The sequence below is a fragment of the Halalkalibacter krulwichiae genome (genome assembly GCF_002109385.1).
GTDB lineage: Bacteria > Bacillota > Bacilli > Bacillales > Bacillaceae_D > Halalkalibacter > Halalkalibacter krulwichiae.
Genome location: NZ_CP020814.1, coordinates 3,667,655 through 3,684,441, shown reverse-complemented (window position 1 = coordinate 3,684,441; position 16,787 = coordinate 3,667,655). Strand labels below are relative to the sequence as shown.

Sequence of the window (16,787 nt, the reverse complement as noted above, 5' to 3'; positions counted from 1 at the left end):
CTTACTGAGAAAGGAGGTTACCAATGAAACGAAAGATGAATCGTCTACTAGTTCTTTCTCTCCTATTCATCCTTTTATTTCAACCAATTGCTTTGATGTCAGCGGGATCAATAATGGTCTTTGCAGAGGGAGATGAAGAGGTGGAAGAAGAGGAAGAACGACCTAATCCGAAGCCTGGTGTCCGTAATGCTGATGATCGAAGTGGCCGTGGTTCATCAAGTGGGAATTTCTCAGGGGGAGGAAGTTCTTTTCCTTCTTTTAAAGGCCAGGATCCTTATGACCCCACTGGCTGGAATGGAACTTTTACAGGGAGCCCCTATGATCCAAGTGGTGGAAGTTCTTCGGGGACGATTAATGACCCGATCAACGGAGATAACAGTAACGGCTTAGATCCTGATGTTACAAATGGGAAAGATCCAGAAGGCCATAGAAATGATTCGAATCTTCATCCAAATGATCCTAGTGGCGAGAGCAACGATCCGACCGATAACAGCAATGATCCAGATGGTCGAACGACTGGCTCGAAGAATGACAGTACAAACCCAGAAGGAAACAGCACTCCAACTGAGGAATCGAGTGATCCGAATTCAGCAGAGAGGAACCTATCCGAAGTAGAAGGATCGGACCGGGATGATGAGCGAGGCAGTGAGGGTGATTCAAGCGGTCAACTAAGTAAGGACGAGCTTGAACAAGCACTTGAAGAAGCGGAAGGCGAAGAGTTAATCCAATTGGTAGAGGAGTACTTAAAGGATATTGCTGCAGCTGATAGCTTATATGGAATAAACCTTAAAGATCTAGCAAGTGCTGACTTACTATTGCTCGCGTTAAGGAAACATCCGCTTATGGAAGATCCTGAAACACAAAAGGTTGTTACAGAGTTACTCGAAAAATATATTGATGCGCGTGAAATCTTTAGTAAAAGCGAACCTGCTCAATCGTTAACCTTTTCTAGACTTATGACTCCTTTTGCTTGGTTGGATAATAAAGTTCGCGGGGCATTTGCTGTAGGTGGAGAGTGGGCTGCACAAGGCGTTTCAACGTTTGTGACTCACCTAGACCGAACGATGCAATTAGCAGGACGAGGAGCAAATTCTCTAATGGATGTTGCAAATGGTCTTGTCTCAAATCGTTACCAAGACATTCAATCGTCACAAGAAGTAGCGAGACTGTTAGCGACAACGTCTGATTCAAAGATGGGGTCTATGTTCTTTTCAGGTATGGAAAAAATGTACGGGGCCCAAGCAGGCATTCTTCGTGCGACGCAAGGAAGTTTAGCGTTTATGCAACGTGGAGCTCAATTAATGGAAAAGTCAACGATCGCTAGCTTTGTTAGCAATGCTACGAATGCAACTAAGAATTTCGCGACTTCTGCTATTCAAAATGGCAAAAATCTCGTTAGCAAAGCATGGAATTCAACTCCAATGGAATGGGCAAAGAAATTTGTGAATACACCTCTTGGGAAATTGGCAGGTACTGGCTTAAACGGGATTTCAGTTTATACAGGGTTTATGGATATGACATCAGACAAAGCGACCCACGCCAAAATTGGAGGAGCCTTAAACATGACGAGTGGTCTTCTTGCTCTTGGTGCAATGGGAGCAGTTGCCATTCCACCGCTTGCAACAGGATTAGCTGTCGCTTCTGTTGTGGTCGGGATTGGATCATTAGCGTTCACGTATGCTCCTGTCATAAGAGACAAATGGAATGAATCAAAAGTAGGCAGTTTTGTAAACTCAAAAGTTAGTGAAGGAATGGAAAGAATGGGAGAAGGTTTAAAATCGGCGAGAGAAGCTGGTGGAAGACTTCTTACTAATATTTCAACAGGGATCTCTGGATTATTTGGAAGAGGGTAAGGTGAAACGATGAGAAAACTATTAATGAGATATTTGATTGTTGCAGCATTAATAGTAGTAATGGGAGCTTGTGCAAATACAACAGCAACCTCGACCTCTCTTACCAACGAAGAGGAACTTGAAGAAAGGATACCACTAGATCCCAAAACTGTTCATAGGCTTGAACAAAGAGGCTATGAACCTTTGGATGTAGTGGAAATTTCCCCTGATACTGAACTTGATGAGGAGGAAATTGAGCTTAGTCCAGTCGAAATGATGACAAATCACAAAGGCTGGACTCAAGTCGAGCTCATTCTAGATGAGGATGTTGAAAGAAACTTTGCCGAACAAACCATACAATACTTTATAGAAGATCATTATGAAAAGTATCCACCACCAAAGAATAAGACAATCGATGTCATTGCTTCCTTAATGTACGAAGATGAAGATCAACTCGTTCTTCATGGCTTAATAAGGAATGGTTATCAAGATCAGAAGTTTAAACGAAAAGATTTAACGAACTCAAGGCTCGAGCTTGTTACCCAAAATGGACTTGTTTGGATTGATACAACATTTAAAGAAGCAACGGGATTTGACGAACTCGGCTCTAGTGAAGCAAAGCCTTTTGAACTTCGAATTCCAATAGAGGATGTATTGCTACCGGAATTTGATTTGAATTACTTCAGCTACTATGCAAATTTCGAATATAAAGAAGTAAAAAAGAAAGAAAAAAAATCAAAAAAAGAATCGAAAGAAGATTAATGTAAAGGAGAAAGAAAGATGAATCTATTAAAAAAGTTTTGGAACGACGAAAGTGGTCAAGCATTAAGTGAGTATGGGGTTATTTTAGGGATTATTTTAATTGGTGTCATTGTAGCCATTACAGCACTCCGTGACCGAATTATGGAAGTCTTTAACAAAATTGCTGAAAGTCTATCAATTTAATAGACTGTTACAAAGAGTAGGAGGATAAGGATGTTTCTTTACATCATAACGAGTGCGTTTTTACTGTTAGCTGTTATTATCGATATACGAACGAGAAGAATACCGAATCCTCTTGCTCTGTCTCTTCTAATTATAAGCATCATCTCTCATAGTATTACAGTTGGTGCAGGAGTCTTTGAGTACTTACTAAGCTCAATCATTACGCTGTTCGTGTTTTTTATCATGTATGTCATCCGATTCCTTGGTGCGGGGGATGTTAAATTAATTACAGCAGCAGCTGCAACTTTTACGTTTCCTGCTACCTATACGTTTTGGTTTCTCATTCTTGGAATAGGGTGCCTTTTTTCAATCATACATGTTATAAAAGCACGAGGGATTAGAAGTGTCCTATTTCTAAGTGTGACTCCTTTTCAAACGGCAAAACGAATGATTACATCTAAAGAGGAAGATGAACCATTATCTTTTCCTTTCTCGATTGTCATTGCATTTTCTTGGATGGTGACGATTTATGTATAAGAAATTTAAAAAAATAATCAAAAATGAAAACGGTCAAGCTGTGACAGAACTGGCGCTTGTCCTTCCATTGTTAATTATGTTGATTGTTGGGGGCTTGCTGCTTGGTATCGTGATTTACAATCAAATTGTGGTCGTCACATCGGCTAATCAAGGGGCAAGGCTCGGAGCTGCTTTGTCTGCAAATGAGGATATTTCTCCACATGCCGCCGCAACGAGTGCAAGAAGTACGACTGAAAGCACATTGTCGAGAGCGACGACAAGCTGCCAGCCGGTGCATGCGGCTAGGCAAGGACAGAGCTTTCGCGTTGAAGTGACTTGTCATTATAATCTGCCAATCCCATTTATGCCTAGTCGTCTCGTCGAACTGAATCATGAAGCATCGTATCATATATTTGAGTGAGGGCTTGAAATGAAAATGCTTTTTGGAAATGAAAAAGGAATGATTTTGCCACTTACAGCGTTATTAATTCCCGTATATATTGGACTGATGGGTTTACTTGTTGACATTGGCTTTATGGGAGCTAATTATTTCAAATTAGCTAACGGGGTAGACTCAGCTGTTTACGCGGCTTTAGACGGTTATGACCGAGATACATGGCAGAACGAAGGGGTAATCGTGATCGATTCTTATAAAGCACAACAATTAGCCAATCAATATTTGCATGCTAATGTTACAGGTGCAACGGTAACACGGTTTGAAATATCCAACTCCAGTGTGATCATGGAGGCACGTATGACCTCACCAGTTTTCTTCATGCGGTTTTTTGGAATAAGTGATCGAACGATAACAGCTTCTGCTGAAGCGAGTTTGGTCGAGTAGGCAACCAGTAGATAAAAAGGAGTTTTACGAAGTGAAAGGAAAGCTAAAACGTGTTCTTTCAGCAGGGATAGATCTGCTGTTCATTCTTATATTCGACTTTCTATTTTATCAGATTATTGGAAAATGGCTTTTTGATTCAGATCTTTTCTCCACTTTGGTTGGCCATTTATGTGGAATTCTGATCCTCACGTTTGTGACGGTTTCAAGGGGAGGAGCATCATTTGGAAAGCGCCTTTTAGGATTGAATCTCTCTAGGAATAAGCAGAAACTGTCTTTCTTTCGGTGTTTAGCAAGATATCTGTTTGCTTATTTTGCTTATATGTATACATTCGGGACAGTCCTTTTTGTAAGTGTTATAATGTTGGCATTCCGAAAAGACAATCGAATGCTACATGATTTGGTTACGGGGACATCGGTTCATCAAGCAAGTAAAGGGGGAAAATAGCATTGGAACTAAAATTGAATTGGTATAGCAAAGCAAAAAGTAAATATAAAAAGGCATATGCTCCTTACCACCTTTCTGTTTTCCCTCTAATCCAATCCAAATGGGTAGAGTTGACGAATGGAAAGGCAGCTGTCGTTGGGAATTCTAGAAACCCGGCTAAAGAATCGTTTCTTAGGTTTATGGTCGTAGATGAACAAGGTCAACAGCTAAAAGGGGAAGAGGCGAAAGCTGTTCACCGAGTGATAGCCATTCTCCAAAGCTATGAAAGACTAGAAATGTTAAAGTCGTCTTTAACAAAAGCAGATAGAGGCCAAAGTACAAACAATGAATTAATTTTTTTAATCGATCAACTATGTCAAATAGTTGGAGAATCGAAGGAACAAACGGTGTTAACAAAAGGCTCGGTGGAAAACCTTTTTCACCAGTGGGATGCTTTTTGGCGAGCATATCAAGATTGGACATGGCGCCAAAATGAAACAATTGCATCGGAGCAAGAAAAAGAACTAGTAAGCGAATTAATCGCTAGTTTCGTGCCATGGGAGAATGAGCTAACAATGGATTTGAACCAAGCAATTCTCTCAAACTATGAACAAGCACAAATTAAAAATCCACCGACAGAAAACGTTAACTTGTCAATGTTTAATAAAATGTTGTTGAACACATTTACTAGCTTAATGCGATTTGTTTTCTTTGTGGTTAACCCGCTTTTATTTATTCTCTTTTTAACGGAGGGATTTGATTTCTCCATCCTAATGTTTCCTGCTATCAGCATTTTAGTTTACTTTCCATTGTTACAAACAAGCAGAACTTTTTATCAAAACAGAACTTTTTACTTAGTAAAAGGAAGCTTGGAAAAAGAGCGGGGTCCAAAAAGCGATGCTAGGATCATTGGACAAGTTATTGATTATGCAGGAGTTCCAATGTTTATAGGGCTTCCACTTATAGCCATTGGTATCGTGCTTATGATCATGCAGGGATTGAGCACTGGAACCATTTTTATGCTGTCGCTTGGTTGCTTTTTTCTATTCGTTGGAATCGTGCTTATGTATAGTCCGGTTACAAGAAAGTCGATTACATTCACAGAAGATATGATTTTGTACGGCAAACAAGAAGTATTTCTGACTGATATTACGAAAGTGATTTATCATCCTAAAAGCCGTATGATCAGATTACAAAGAACCAATTCGATGCCTTCAATGGTCGTGATAAAAAGTGAAGAAGAAAAAGCAATTATGGCTGTAGAGTCATGGGCTGAAAGAGTAAATCTTCCATTTGAGGTGAAGGAATGAAAAACAGACTATTTATAACAACTCTTTGTATTTTTGCTTCTATCCTGCTTGGTTGTACGACAACAACCGTCAAAGAAGAGGCAAAGGGAGTAGAAGAGGCGATGACTGAGCATCCTTTTCTTTACTATGTATGGCAATTTGAACAGGCCATTGAAAATAAAGAGCCGAATGTCGAAGAACTGCTTGAACAAGCTTTAACAGAAGTTCAATTAGCAATGGATGAATTTGAAGTGCTTGAAGTTACCTATGACGAAGTGGAACAAATGCGAGAATGGTACCTTGAAGCATTGTTCCTTTATGAAGATGCCCTTACAACGATTTACATAGAAGATGGAGAAGTTGACCAAGGGCTATTGTCCGCTTACGATGAACAAACAATTGAAGCAGATAAGAAAATCTTGCAAGTATATACCGAACTTATTAGCCTAACAGAGGAATTACCTGAAGGCTTAGAAGAGATGCTTGACATACAGTAATGCACAATTAACGCCGGGTTGAGAAAAGAAGCCTGAACCTCTATGAGGGATCAGACTTCTTTTTTGTTTATTGCTGGTATGGAAACTGTGTCCGATAGCCAGAAAACTGCTGATACGATTGCTGAAGCTTTTGTTGTTCAGCAGCTTCAAGTCCGTAAAATCCTTTACGGAACATGACATTATACAATTCGCGCTGACAGTCTTGCGTTTCGTTGAAAATTTGTGAGAGATCCTGATACAATTGATCATGACTTAACTCATTTAAAGCTACGCTATAGTTGTTTGTCATGCTTTTAGCACAAGATAAAACATCGTTTATAAAGTCACGATCGTTCATTTGAGGTGTTTTAGGAACTTGCATTTCTGGATTTTGGATTTTGTTTGACTGCTGGTTCATTATGGAAATGCCCCCTTTGTTCGTTCTAAATTATTGCATTGGAATGGATTGCTGCTGCTCTGTTGTTTGTAAATGACTAAGGATTTTTTCATAATGTTGTTGGTGCATTTTCCCTGCTTTTTCAATGGCTGATTTGATTTCTTGGTCTTGACACTGTTGAGCAAAGAAAAAGGCTTTCTTCATTGCTAACAAGTTCCAAGAAAGCATGTCCGTTAAATAAAGCTGGTCCTTTGTCGTAATAACGGCAGGCGGTGTTTGAAACATCATCTGACTTTGACCACCCATTTGTTGCTGACCTTGCATTCCTTGTTGATTTTGTATCCCTTGCATTTGCTGTTGATCCATTATATACCCTCCTTTGGATGTTGCACCTGCAACGTATCCGTCATTCGGATACTTCTATAGTGTGAAGTGGAAGGTCTATTTATATGCGCAGAACAAGAAGGAGAGAATGGAAAAAAACAGGTGAAAATTAAAAGGTGAAGTTTTTCATATTTTTTAAAAATTATGTATTGCACAATTAGTTATTCTCCGTTATGATAACTATAGAAAATGACAGATTGAGATCGTCGTTCTTTTTTTGAGAAAAAAATGAATGAGTGTTCATTCGTTACTGCGACTTCTCGCAACGACAAACAATCATCTGATTTATATGGGAAAAGGGGGAGAAATATGACTCGTCATATACGTAAAGTTGCTGTTATTGGTTCAGGCGTAATGGGCTCAGGCATTGCAGCCCATTTAGCAAACATTGGAATCCCTTCGTTATTACTCGATATTGTACCGAAAGATTTGACACCTGAAGAACAGGCAAAAGGCCTTACCCTCACAGATAAAGCAGTTCGAAATCGCCACAGCATGAACGCGATCAAGAAACTTGCGAAACAGAAGCCAGCACCACTTTCCTCGAAATCACGTGCTTCCTATATTGAAGCTTACAACTTAGATGATGATCTAGAAAGGCTCAAGGAAGTTGATTGGATCATTGAAGTAGTAGTTGAAAATTTATCAGTGAAAAAGCAATTATTTGAAAAAATTGATGCTGTACGTAAACCAGGAACAATCATTAGTTCAAATACATCAGGAATATCAGTTGAAGCGATGTCAGAAGGACGCTCAGATGATTTCAAAGCACACTTTCTCGGAACGCATTTCTTCAATCCACCACGATACTTAAAACTATTGGAAATCATTCCAACACAAGCGACAAAAGAAGACGTTTTAACATTTATGAAAGCGTTTGCTGAAGAAGCGCTTGGTAAAGGAGTTGTCGAAGCGAAAGATACACCGAATTTTATTGGAAATCGAATTGGGACATATGGGCTCCTTGTTACGGTCGAAGAAATGCTAAAAGGTGGATACTCAGTCGGTGAAGTGGATTCCGTTACAGGTCCATTATTAGGCCGTCCTAAAAGTGCGACGTTTCGAACGTTAGATGTGGTAGGACTTGATACTTTCTTACATGTCGCCAAGAATGTGTTTGACAAAGTGGAAGGGAAGGAAAGAGAAGTATTCGATCCTGCTCCTTTTATGAGGGAAATGGCTGAGAGAGGTTGGCTCGGAGCAAAGAGTGGTCAAGGTTTTTTCTTGAAACAAGGCAAAGACATTCTTGAATTAAACCCGACGACGTTTGAATATGAACCTCGTAAAAAATTACAAGCAGTCTCCATTGAACAAGCAAAACAAGCGAAAAAGCTACCCGACAAGATTAAAACGCTTGTATACGCTAATGATCGAGCTGGACAACTCGTTTGGAATTTAATCAAACCAACGCTTCTGTACTCAGCCGATAAAGCATTTGAAATTGCCAAAGATATCTATGCGATTGACCAAGCGATGAAATGGGGCTTTGGTTGGGAGCTTGGACCTTTTGAAACATGGGATGCCATTGGAGTAGCCAAATCAGTGGAGCGGATGGAAGCAGAAGGGGAGTCGGTTCCAGTATGGGTGAAAGAAATGCTTGCATCAGGGAAAGAAACGTTCTATGAAGCAAATAGCTTTTATCATGAAGGCAGCTATTCGAAAAAGCAAATCAATGAAAAAATCGTACATCTAAAATCACTAAAACCTGATCAGGTCATCTTTAAAAATGCGGGAGCAAGCTTAATTGACGTTGGTGATGATGTCGCTCTACTTGAATTTACGTCACCAAATAATTCTATCGGTGCAGATGTGCTTCAAATGATTGCAAAATCTGTTACAGAAGTAGAACAGAATTACAAAGGTCTTGTCATTAATAATCAAGGCAAGAACTTTTGTGTCGGGGCGAACTTAATGCTGATATTACTGGAAGCCCAAGACGATAATTTCTTTGAAATTGATTTAAGTGTGCGCCAATTCCAACAAGCGATGGCGAAAATTAGATATTCCCAAAAGCCAGTTGTCACGGCTCCATTTGGAATGACGCTTGGAGGTGGAACGGAAATTTGTTTACCATCAGCGAGCATTCAAGCCTCTTTAGAAACGTATATGGGCTTAGTTGAAGTTGGGGTTGGAGTCATACCAGGCGGAGGCGGTAATAAAGAATTGTATCTACGTAATCTTGATCAGTCAGGAGGAGCGGACTTACAAGCGGTTGCCAATAAAACATTTGAGACGATCGCAATGGCAAAGGTCTCTACGTCGGCTCAGGAAGCAAGAGAAGTTGGTTTCTTAAGTGAACGAGATGGCATAGTGGTCAATGGTGACTTCCTTATTGACCGTGCAAAACAAGAGGTACTTCATTTAGCGGCAAAAGGCTACCGACCACCGGAGCGTAGAAAAATTCCAGTCGTTGGAGAAACGGGTTATGGAACGATGTTGCTCGGAGCCAAAACAATGAAGTTTGGCGGAATGATTTCTGACCATGATTTGAAAATAGCGGAAAAGCTCGCCTTCGTCATTGCAGGGGGACGCGTTCCAAAAGGGACATTGGTCGATGAACAGTACTTGCTTGATTTAGAACGAGAAGCTTTTTTAAGCCTAGTTGCTGAACCCAAAACGCAACAACGAATGCAATATATGTTAACAAAAGGAAAACCACTTCGTAACTAATCATTGGAATAGGAGGGGAATGAACATGAGAGAAGCGGTAATTGTTTCTGGTGCGAGAACACCAGTTGGAAAAGCAAAGCGCGGAACATTAGTCAATGTCCGTCCAGATGATTTAGGCGCATTAACCGTTAGTGAAACGTTAAAGCGTGCAGGTGATTTCGATGCTAGGCATATAGAAGATGTCATTATGGGCTGCTCGATGCCAGAAGCGGAACAGGGGATGAATATGGCTCGAAACATCTCTGCTTTAGCAGGATTGCCTAATACGGTTCCTGCTATCACGATTAACCGATATTGTTCTTCTGGCCTACAAAGTATTGCTTATGGTGCGGAGCGAATTATGCTTGGTCATTCCAAAGCAATCATTGCTGGTGGAGCAGAATCAATGAGCATGATTCCAATGGGAGGCCATGTCATTGCACCAAATCCAAAGCTTGTCGAAGAACAGCCAGAGTACTATATGGGGATGGGTTACACCGCTGAGGAAGTAGCCAATCGCTTTAAAGTAAGCAGAGCTGATCAGGACGCATTTGCCATTGAAAGCCATAAACGAGCCCAAGCAGCGATTGAGGCAGGACGATTTAAAGAGGAAATAGTATCAGTTGATGTCACGCTTCGCTCAGTCGGGGCAGATCATAAATTGAAAGAGAAGAAAGTCCTTTTTAGTACGGATGAGGGAGTCCGTCCAGAAACAACGGTGGAAAGTCTTGCAAAGCTACGTCCAGCCTTTCATCCAAAAGGAAGTGTAACAGCTGGAAATGCTTCTCAAATGAGTGACGGGGCAGCAGCAGTGCTCATTATGGATAAAGAAGAAGCGTTAGCCAATGGACTCAGCCCATTGATGAAATTCAGAAGTTTTGCTGTAGCAGGAGTCGCACCAGAAATTATGGGAATAGGACCGGTAGAAGCAATTCCAAAAGCGTTAGAGCTAGCGGGACTCGAATTATCAGATATCGGATTATTTGAATTAAACGAAGCCTTTGCTTCTCAGTCACTACAAGTGATACGACATTTAAACCTTGACCAAGAAAAAGTCAACGTCAACGGAGGAGCAATAGCCCTAGGTCACCCCCTAGGCTGTACAGGAGCCAAACTTACGCTCACACTCCTACACGAAATGAAACGCCGCAACGAACAATTCGGCATCGTCACCATGTGCATCGGCGGCGGCATGGGAGCAGCAGGAGTATTTGAGCTATTGTAAAAAAGGTCGCACTTTACCTTTTTTACAATAGCTCGCAACGAGCGAGCCCTTGCAATGTTTTAAAGACTTTTATGAGCGGTTTTCTCATAAAAGTCGCGCAAGGAGAGAAGCCGTTGCCACTCAGCATAAAAAAAGGTCGCACTTTACCTTTTTTACAATAGCTGCTAGAACCTTAAAATATGAAGGAGGAACGGTCTATGAGTCAAACGGAAAAGAAAGTAGTTAAAGGTGGTAGCTTTTTAGTTGAGGATATTCAAGCAGATCATGTGTTTACACCGGAGGACTTTACGGATGAACAAATCATGATTGGTCGTACGACGGAAGAGTTTGTCATTAATGAAGTGGAGCCTGTTCTAGAAGAAATTGAGCAGCATAAGTTTGAACATACCGTAAGGCTGTTAAAAGAAGCTGGAGAGTTAGGTCTTCTAGGAGCAGATGTTCCAGAAGAATATGGTGGACTTGGCTTGGATAAAATCAGTTCTTCCTTAATATCAGAACGGTTTGTGCGTGGTGGTGCATTTGGATTAAGTCATGGCGCGCATGTTGGAATTGGTTCACTTCCTATCGTCTTTTTTGGGGATCACGAGCAAAAGTCGAAGTACTTACCTGACCTTGCATCGGGTGCAAAGTTGGCAGCTTATGCTTTAACAGAGCCTAGCTCAGGATCAGACGCTTTAGGAGCAAAGACAACAGCCGTTTTAAATGACGCCGGTACACACTATGTATTAAATGGAGAAAAACAATGGATTACGAATTCTGCTTTCGCTGACGTATTCGTTGTTTATGCCAAAATCGATGGAGAAAAATTTACTGCTTTTATTGTTGAAAAAGATTTTGCTGGTGTATCGACAGGACCTGAAGAGAAGAAAATGGGCATTAAAGGATCTTCAACTCGAACATTGATCTTAGAAGATGCGTTAGTTCCAGTCGATAATGTATTGGGTGAAATTGGAAAAGGTCATTTGATCGCCTTTAACATATTAAATGTCGGACGCTATAAGCTTGGAGTTGGTTGTGTTGGAAGTGCAAAGCGTGCAATTGAATTAGCAGCAACGTATGCAACAGAACGGAAGCAGTTCAAAACTCCAATTGGCAAATTTACACTCATTCAAGAGAAGCTTGCAAATATGGCAACAGCTACTTATGCAGCGGAAAGTTCCATTTATCGGACAGGTGGTTTGTTTGAAGAACGTCTAGGTGGTTTATCGGATGAAGAACAAAAAGATGGCCGCGCTGTTGCAAATGCAATTGCAGAATACGCGATTGAATGCTCTTTAAATAAAGTGGTTGGATCTGAAGCACTTGATTACGTTGTCGATGAGGCCGTTCAAATTCATGGTGGGTACGGGTTCATGGCCGAGTATGAAGTAGAGCGTATGTACCGTGACTCAAGGATCAACCGAATTTTTGAAGGGACAAATGAAATCAATCGTCTTCTCGTTCCTGGAACGATTATGCGAAAAGCGATGAAGGGAGAACTCCCTCTTTTACAAAAGGCAATGGCACTTCAAGAAGAACTAATGATGCTAATGCCTCAAGAAATTGGTGATGAGCCGTTAGAGCAAGAGAAATACTTGCTAGGGATGGCAAAGAAGATTTTCTTAATGGTCGCTGGGAATGGTGCGCAAAAATATGGTGAAAAGCTACAACATGAGCAAGAGCTTCTGTCAAATGTAGCAGACATCGTTAGTGAAATTTACTCAATGGAGTCGGTAATTTTACGTACCGAAAAAGCAATCAACAAAGCTGATGCAACTAAAGCTGCACAAAAGCTTCTTATGACTGAAGTATATTGTCAAGAAGCGTTTAACCGAATTGAAGCGCATGCAAAAGAATCGCTTGTTGCAATGGAAGAAGGCGATAAACTTCGTACGATGTTAGGTATCTTACGTAAGCTCACCCGTCATACGCCAATCAATGTCGTTGCAAAAAAACGCCAAATTGCTGGTGTCGTGCTAGAAGAAAAGCGCTTTGTCGTTTAGTCTTGTTAATCAATTTGGAAGGGGATTTCCTTTTCCAAAAAAATAATATACTCCTTTCTTATGGAGCATTCTCCTCTCTAGTGCAAAGAAGTCCCGGTTGGGGCTTCTTTGTCGTTCTAGCTTCCCTTATGGTTCGAGTCCGAAACCTACTGCATGATTCTTACTTTTGTAACACAAGCTATGATTAGGAAAAAGCGGAAGGGGAATAAATGAATGAAGAAGAAAGAAAACATCCAATATACAGGACCTCTTACTGGTGTCGAGGAGGAATTTGCGCAAGATGTGAGTATCGATTCGGTTCACGATGCACTTCAAGGTACTTGGAATACGGAAAATAATGAGCAAAAAAATTGTGCACAGGAGCTAGATACGCAATAATAACGTTGAAGAATGGAAGGAGGAGAATAGATAAATGGCTGTTGTATTTTATCAATATCCAAAATGCGGAACATGCAGAAAAGCAAGCAAATGGTTCAACGAAAAGGGCATCGAAGTCAAAGACATACATATAGTTGAAAACCCACCATCGAAGGATGAATTAAAAAGCTTATATGAAAAAAGTGGACTTGAATTGAAAAAGTTTTTTAATACAAGTGGGCAAAAGTATCGTGAGCTTGGATTAAAGGATAAGCTTAAAGATTTATCAGAAGATGAAGCGCTAGAGCTTTTATCAACTGACGGAATGTTAATAAAACGTCCGATTACAACGGATGGAGAAACAGTGACAGTAGGATTTAAAGAAGAACAATTTGAAGAAACATGGAACAAATAATGTTGTTTCTATGTTAAACTAGGTATAATATAGTAATCATTATAATTATTTTCATGTGGAGGGATTTTTTGTGAGTAACTTACCAAAGGAATTAAAGTATTCTGAAGAGCATGAGTGGGTAAAAGTAGAAGGAGAAGCGGTTCGTATTGGGATTACCGATTTTGCACAATCTGAGCTTGGGGATATCGTATTTGTTGAGCTACCAGAAGTAGGCGACGAAATCGAAGCGGACGAGCCATTTGGAAGTGTTGAGTCAGTTAAAACGGTTTCTGAACTTTATGCACCAATCAGCGGAAAAGTAGTTGCTGTTAATGAAGATCTTGATGATTCTCCTGAGTTCGTTAACGAGTCACCATATGAGAAAGCATGGATGATCGTAGTAGAGCCTAAAGATGCAAGTGAAGTGGACAACCTTATGTCTGCTGAACAATATGAAGAAATGATTAGCGAAGACTAATCGAAATATCGATTACAGAGGAAGGGTGTTGTGCCTTTCCTCTTTTTCATGAATTCCCCATGACTGTCTTCTTTGTAAAAGGACACAATAATAGTAACTTCTGTGTAAGGAGGTTAGTGCATTGGATCTGATTAAAGTTGATGTTACAAGTAAAGTTAAAGGGAAGTATGAAGATGGCCATATGAATTTATATATGGGTAACGCGAAAGTTGGTAAAGTTATTGAAACGAACCAAGGGTTTCAACATGAGATGGCGGAAGGCTTTGAATTTGAAAATGATAAGATTTTCCGCTACGAAAATGAAAATCCTAATCAAGTTCAATCGTATGTAGAAGGCTGCGATGAGGGCTGGTGCTAAATAAAATAGTGATCAAGGGACTGATCCGAACGCTACAAAGCCTGGCATGATTAACTCTGCCAGGCTTTTCATAAAGCATGGTTCTAGAGGGAAATATCAAATTTAGAAAAAATCTTCCATTGTAGTAGCTCAATGCTTAAATCGGTTGAATCGCTTTCGTTAGAAAAAGAGAGAACAAGACAGACGATCCGCTATAATATTTCCGCTGTATATTTTTGGATTATAATTGTTTTTAGGTTATTTGTTGACAAGTTTTTTTCTTACATGCTATTATTCTCTCATTGCTAAAAATAATATAAGAAACTCTTATCCAGAGTGGCGGAGGGACTGGCCCTACGATGCCCGGCAACCGTTAGATGATTCAACATCTAAGAAGGTGCTAAATCCTGCAAAGCATGAAGCTTTGAAAGATGAGAGAAAGGACTCGTTACTAACCTTTCTGTTCATCATGATGTTCAGGAGGGTTTTTGTTTTGCCCAAATGTCTAAAGCTGCTTTCTGGAAATATTGAAGTATTAGACATCTTAGACGAGACTATGTTAGAAGAGCTTCAAGGAGGTTATACATGATGATATCATTAAGTGGTATCCGCAAAGTGTTCCAAACGAAAGATGGCCCGGTTGCAGCCGTTAATGGAATAGATCTAAAAATTGATGAAGGCGAAATCTATGGAATAATTGGATACAGTGGTGCAGGGAAAAGTACACTTATTCGAATGTTGAATATGTTGGAGCGCCCGACAGAGGGCGATGTTGAAGTAGCTGGAAAAAACTTATCAAAGTTAAACCAAAAAGAGCTTAGAAAAGCTCGTCAAGAAATCGGCATGATTTTTCAGCATTTCAACTTACTTTGGTCACGCACGGTTCGTGAAAATATCGCTTTTCCATTAGAAATTGCTGGAGTAAAAAAAGTCGAACGAGATAAGCGTGTGAACGAATTAATTGAACTCGTTGGCTTAAAGGGTCGGGGAGAAAGTTACCCTTCACAGCTAAGTGGCGGTCAAAAGCAACGTGTTGGGATTGCTCGTGCTCTTGCTAATAATCCGAAAGTATTGCTTTGTGATGAAGCGACATCCGCACTTGATCCAAAAACGACGGATTCCATTCTTGATTTGCTTGTTGATATTAATGAAAAGCTTGGTTTAACGATTATTTTGATTACACATGAGATGCATGTCATTCGCAAGATTTGTCACAAAGTAGCCGTTATGGAAGCAGGGCAGGTTGTTGAAAATGGTCCTGTACGTGAAGTATTCCGTAAGCCTAAAGCGAATATGACAAAGGAATTTGTGAAACAAATTACTGAGCCTGAAGAAACGGTGGATGCCATTACTCAAATGCTTGAAGACCACCCTGAAGGTCAAATTGTTCAATTGACGTTTGTAGGAGAAAAAGCGGAGCGTCCATTAATTACACAATTAATTCGTCAATTCGATATAGAAGTCAATATTGTTCAAGGGAAAATCACAAAAATTCAGGAAGGTTCTTATGGGACATTGTTTGTCGCATTAAATGGAGAACCATCTGAAATTGATAAAGCGATCACTTTCATTCGGAACAAAGAGGTTGAAGTGGAGGTGATTGTCCATGATTGATCAATTATTTGGAAAAGTAAAATGGGACAAGCTATGGGAAGCAACACTTGAAACGCTTTATATGACGAGTATTTCTGTTGCTGCAACGTTCATCATTGGTTTAGTTCTAGGTCTTGTATTATATTTAACAAGCAAGGGCAATCTGTGGGAAAATGTCTTCGTAAATAGCGTGTTTAGTTTCATTGTCAATGTGTTTAGATCAATTCCTTTCATTATATTAATTGTTTTATTAATTCCTTTTACGCGCATGCTTGTTGGTTCGATGCTTGGAGCAAACGCTGCACTGCCAGCTCTTATTATTGGTGCGGCACCTTTTTATGCGCGAATGGTTGAAATAGCTTTAAGAGAAATTGATAAAGGTGTTGTAGAAGCTTCACAAGCGATGGGAGCAAGCAACTGGGACATTATTCGTAAAGTGTTAATTCCTGAATCTTTGCCAGCGCTAATATCAGGAATTACGGTTACAGCTATTGCCTTAGTGAGTTATACAGCGATGGCTGGTGTTATTGGTGCTGGTGGATTGGGGCACTTTGCTTACTTAGAAGGTTTCCAACGTAACAATAGCCAAATTACGTTAGTAGCAACAATTGTCATCCTACTCATTGTCTTTTTGATTCAATGGATTGGTGATTATTTAACTAATAAAACAGACAAACGATAACAAGGGG

The 16,787-nt window shown here is 40.2% G+C and carries 20 protein-coding genes and 1 riboswitch; of the genes, 18 read left to right on the top strand and 2 right to left on the bottom strand.

Annotated elements, in window-relative coordinates:
* The first annotated feature begins 23 nt into the window (after window positions 1-23).
* From BkAM31D_RS18620 to BkAM31D_RS18580, 9 genes are read left to right on the top strand one after another with little or no spacing between them, the layout of a single operon-like run.
* Complete coding sequence (locus tag BkAM31D_RS18620; protein WP_066156656.1) at window positions 24-1,853, top strand: hypothetical protein; 1,830 nt, start codon at window positions 24-26, stop codon at window positions 1,851-1,853.
* Between the two features lie 9 nt (window positions 1,854-1,862).
* Complete coding sequence (locus BkAM31D_RS18615; protein WP_066156653.1) at window positions 1,863-2,594, top strand: SLAP domain-containing protein; 732 nt, start codon at window positions 1,863-1,865, stop codon at window positions 2,592-2,594.
* A gap of 18 nt (window positions 2,595-2,612) precedes the next feature.
* A complete protein-coding gene (locus BkAM31D_RS18610) occupies window positions 2,613-2,777 on the top strand; it encodes a Flp family type IVb pilin (RefSeq protein ID WP_066156650.1) in 165 nt (54 codons plus the stop codon).
* A 30-nt stretch (window positions 2,778-2,807) separates the two neighbouring features.
* The gene (locus BkAM31D_RS18605) at window positions 2,808-3,293 is read left to right on the top strand and encodes a prepilin peptidase (protein WP_066156647.1); all 486 of its coding nucleotides are present in this window, start codon (window positions 2,808-2,810) and stop codon (window positions 3,291-3,293) included.
* A complete protein-coding gene (locus BkAM31D_RS18600; RefSeq protein WP_066156644.1) occupies window positions 3,286-3,693 on the top strand; it encodes a TadE family protein in 408 nt (135 codons plus the stop codon). Before BkAM31D_RS18605 ends, BkAM31D_RS18600 begins: the two co-directional genes overlap by 8 nt.
* Before the next feature lie 9 nt (window positions 3,694-3,702).
* Window positions 3,703-4,113: a TadE/TadG family type IV pilus assembly protein gene (locus tag BkAM31D_RS18595; RefSeq protein WP_066156641.1), complete on the top strand. Its 411-nt coding sequence runs from the start codon at window positions 3,703-3,705 to the stop codon at window positions 4,111-4,113.
* Between the two features lie 31 nt (window positions 4,114-4,144).
* Window positions 4,145-4,558: an RDD family protein gene (locus BkAM31D_RS18590; protein ID WP_066156638.1), complete on the top strand. Its 414-nt coding sequence runs from the start codon at window positions 4,145-4,147 to the stop codon at window positions 4,556-4,558.
* Window positions 4,559-4,560: 2 nt separating this feature from the next.
* Window positions 4,561-5,847, top strand: a complete 1,287-nt coding sequence (locus BkAM31D_RS18585) for a hypothetical protein (protein ID WP_066156636.1) — start codon at window positions 4,561-4,563, stop codon at window positions 5,845-5,847.
* The gene (locus BkAM31D_RS18580; RefSeq protein WP_066156633.1) at window positions 5,844-6,323 is read left to right on the top strand and encodes a hypothetical protein; all 480 of its coding nucleotides are present in this window, start codon (window positions 5,844-5,846) and stop codon (window positions 6,321-6,323) included. Before BkAM31D_RS18585 ends, BkAM31D_RS18580 begins: the two co-directional genes overlap by 4 nt.
* 67 nt (window positions 6,324-6,390) lie before the next feature.
* On the opposite strand, the gene BkAM31D_RS18575 is transcribed toward BkAM31D_RS18580, so the two are convergent.
* Window positions 6,391-6,720 carry a spore coat protein gene (locus BkAM31D_RS18575; protein ID WP_066156631.1) on the bottom strand — a complete coding sequence of 110 codons (330 nt, stop codon included), beginning with the start codon at window positions 6,718-6,720 and terminating at the stop codon, window positions 6,391-6,393.
* Between the two features lie 30 nt (window positions 6,721-6,750).
* Window positions 6,751-7,065, bottom strand: a complete 315-nt coding sequence (locus BkAM31D_RS18570; RefSeq protein WP_371807167.1) for a hypothetical protein — start codon at window positions 7,063-7,065, stop codon at window positions 6,751-6,753.
* Window positions 7,066-7,392: 327 nt separating this feature from the next.
* Here BkAM31D_RS18570 and BkAM31D_RS18565 point away from each other — a divergent pair, with 327 nt between their 5' ends.
* From BkAM31D_RS18565 to BkAM31D_RS18530, 9 genes are all read left to right on the top strand, one after another.
* Window positions 7,393-9,753 carry a 3-hydroxyacyl-CoA dehydrogenase/enoyl-CoA hydratase family protein gene (locus BkAM31D_RS18565; RefSeq protein ID WP_066156628.1) on the top strand — a complete coding sequence of 787 codons (2,361 nt, stop codon included), beginning with the start codon at window positions 7,393-7,395 and terminating at the stop codon, window positions 9,751-9,753.
* A gap of 25 nt (window positions 9,754-9,778) precedes the next feature.
* The gene (locus tag BkAM31D_RS18560) at window positions 9,779-10,957 is read left to right on the top strand and encodes an acetyl-CoA C-acetyltransferase (protein WP_066156626.1); all 1,179 of its coding nucleotides are present in this window, start codon (window positions 9,779-9,781) and stop codon (window positions 10,955-10,957) included.
* A gap of 179 nt (window positions 10,958-11,136) precedes the next feature.
* A complete protein-coding gene (locus BkAM31D_RS18555; RefSeq protein ID WP_276565219.1) occupies window positions 11,137-12,939 on the top strand; it encodes an acyl-CoA dehydrogenase FadE in 1,803 nt (600 codons plus the stop codon).
* Between the two features lie 213 nt (window positions 12,940-13,152).
* Window positions 13,153-13,317, top strand: coding sequence for a hypothetical protein (locus tag BkAM31D_RS23710; RefSeq protein ID WP_157076855.1), 165 nt, complete (start codon window positions 13,153-13,155; stop codon window positions 13,315-13,317).
* A gap of 34 nt (window positions 13,318-13,351) precedes the next feature.
* Complete coding sequence (locus BkAM31D_RS18550; RefSeq protein ID WP_066156617.1) at window positions 13,352-13,711, top strand: arsenate reductase family protein; 360 nt, start codon at window positions 13,352-13,354, stop codon at window positions 13,709-13,711.
* Between the two features lie 70 nt (window positions 13,712-13,781).
* Window positions 13,782-14,168, top strand: a complete 387-nt coding sequence (gene gcvH / locus BkAM31D_RS18545; RefSeq protein WP_066156613.1) for a glycine cleavage system protein GcvH — start codon at window positions 13,782-13,784, stop codon at window positions 14,166-14,168.
* 121 nt (window positions 14,169-14,289) lie between these two features.
* A complete protein-coding gene (locus BkAM31D_RS18540) occupies window positions 14,290-14,526 on the top strand; it encodes a YusG family protein (protein WP_066156610.1) in 237 nt (78 codons plus the stop codon).
* Window positions 14,527-14,829: 303 nt separating this feature from the next.
* Window positions 14,830-14,943: riboswitch (SAM riboswitch) on the top strand.
* Window positions 14,944-15,093: 150 nt separating this feature from the next.
* The gene (locus BkAM31D_RS18535) at window positions 15,094-16,119 is read left to right on the top strand and encodes a methionine ABC transporter ATP-binding protein (protein ID WP_066156938.1); all 1,026 of its coding nucleotides are present in this window, start codon (window positions 15,094-15,096) and stop codon (window positions 16,117-16,119) included.
* Window positions 16,112-16,780 (top strand): methionine ABC transporter permease, encoded by a 669-nt coding sequence (locus BkAM31D_RS18530; RefSeq protein ID WP_066156607.1) that lies wholly within the window; start codon window positions 16,112-16,114, stop codon window positions 16,778-16,780. Before BkAM31D_RS18535 ends, BkAM31D_RS18530 begins: the two co-directional genes overlap by 8 nt.
* Window positions 16,781-16,787: the final 7 nt, after the last annotated feature.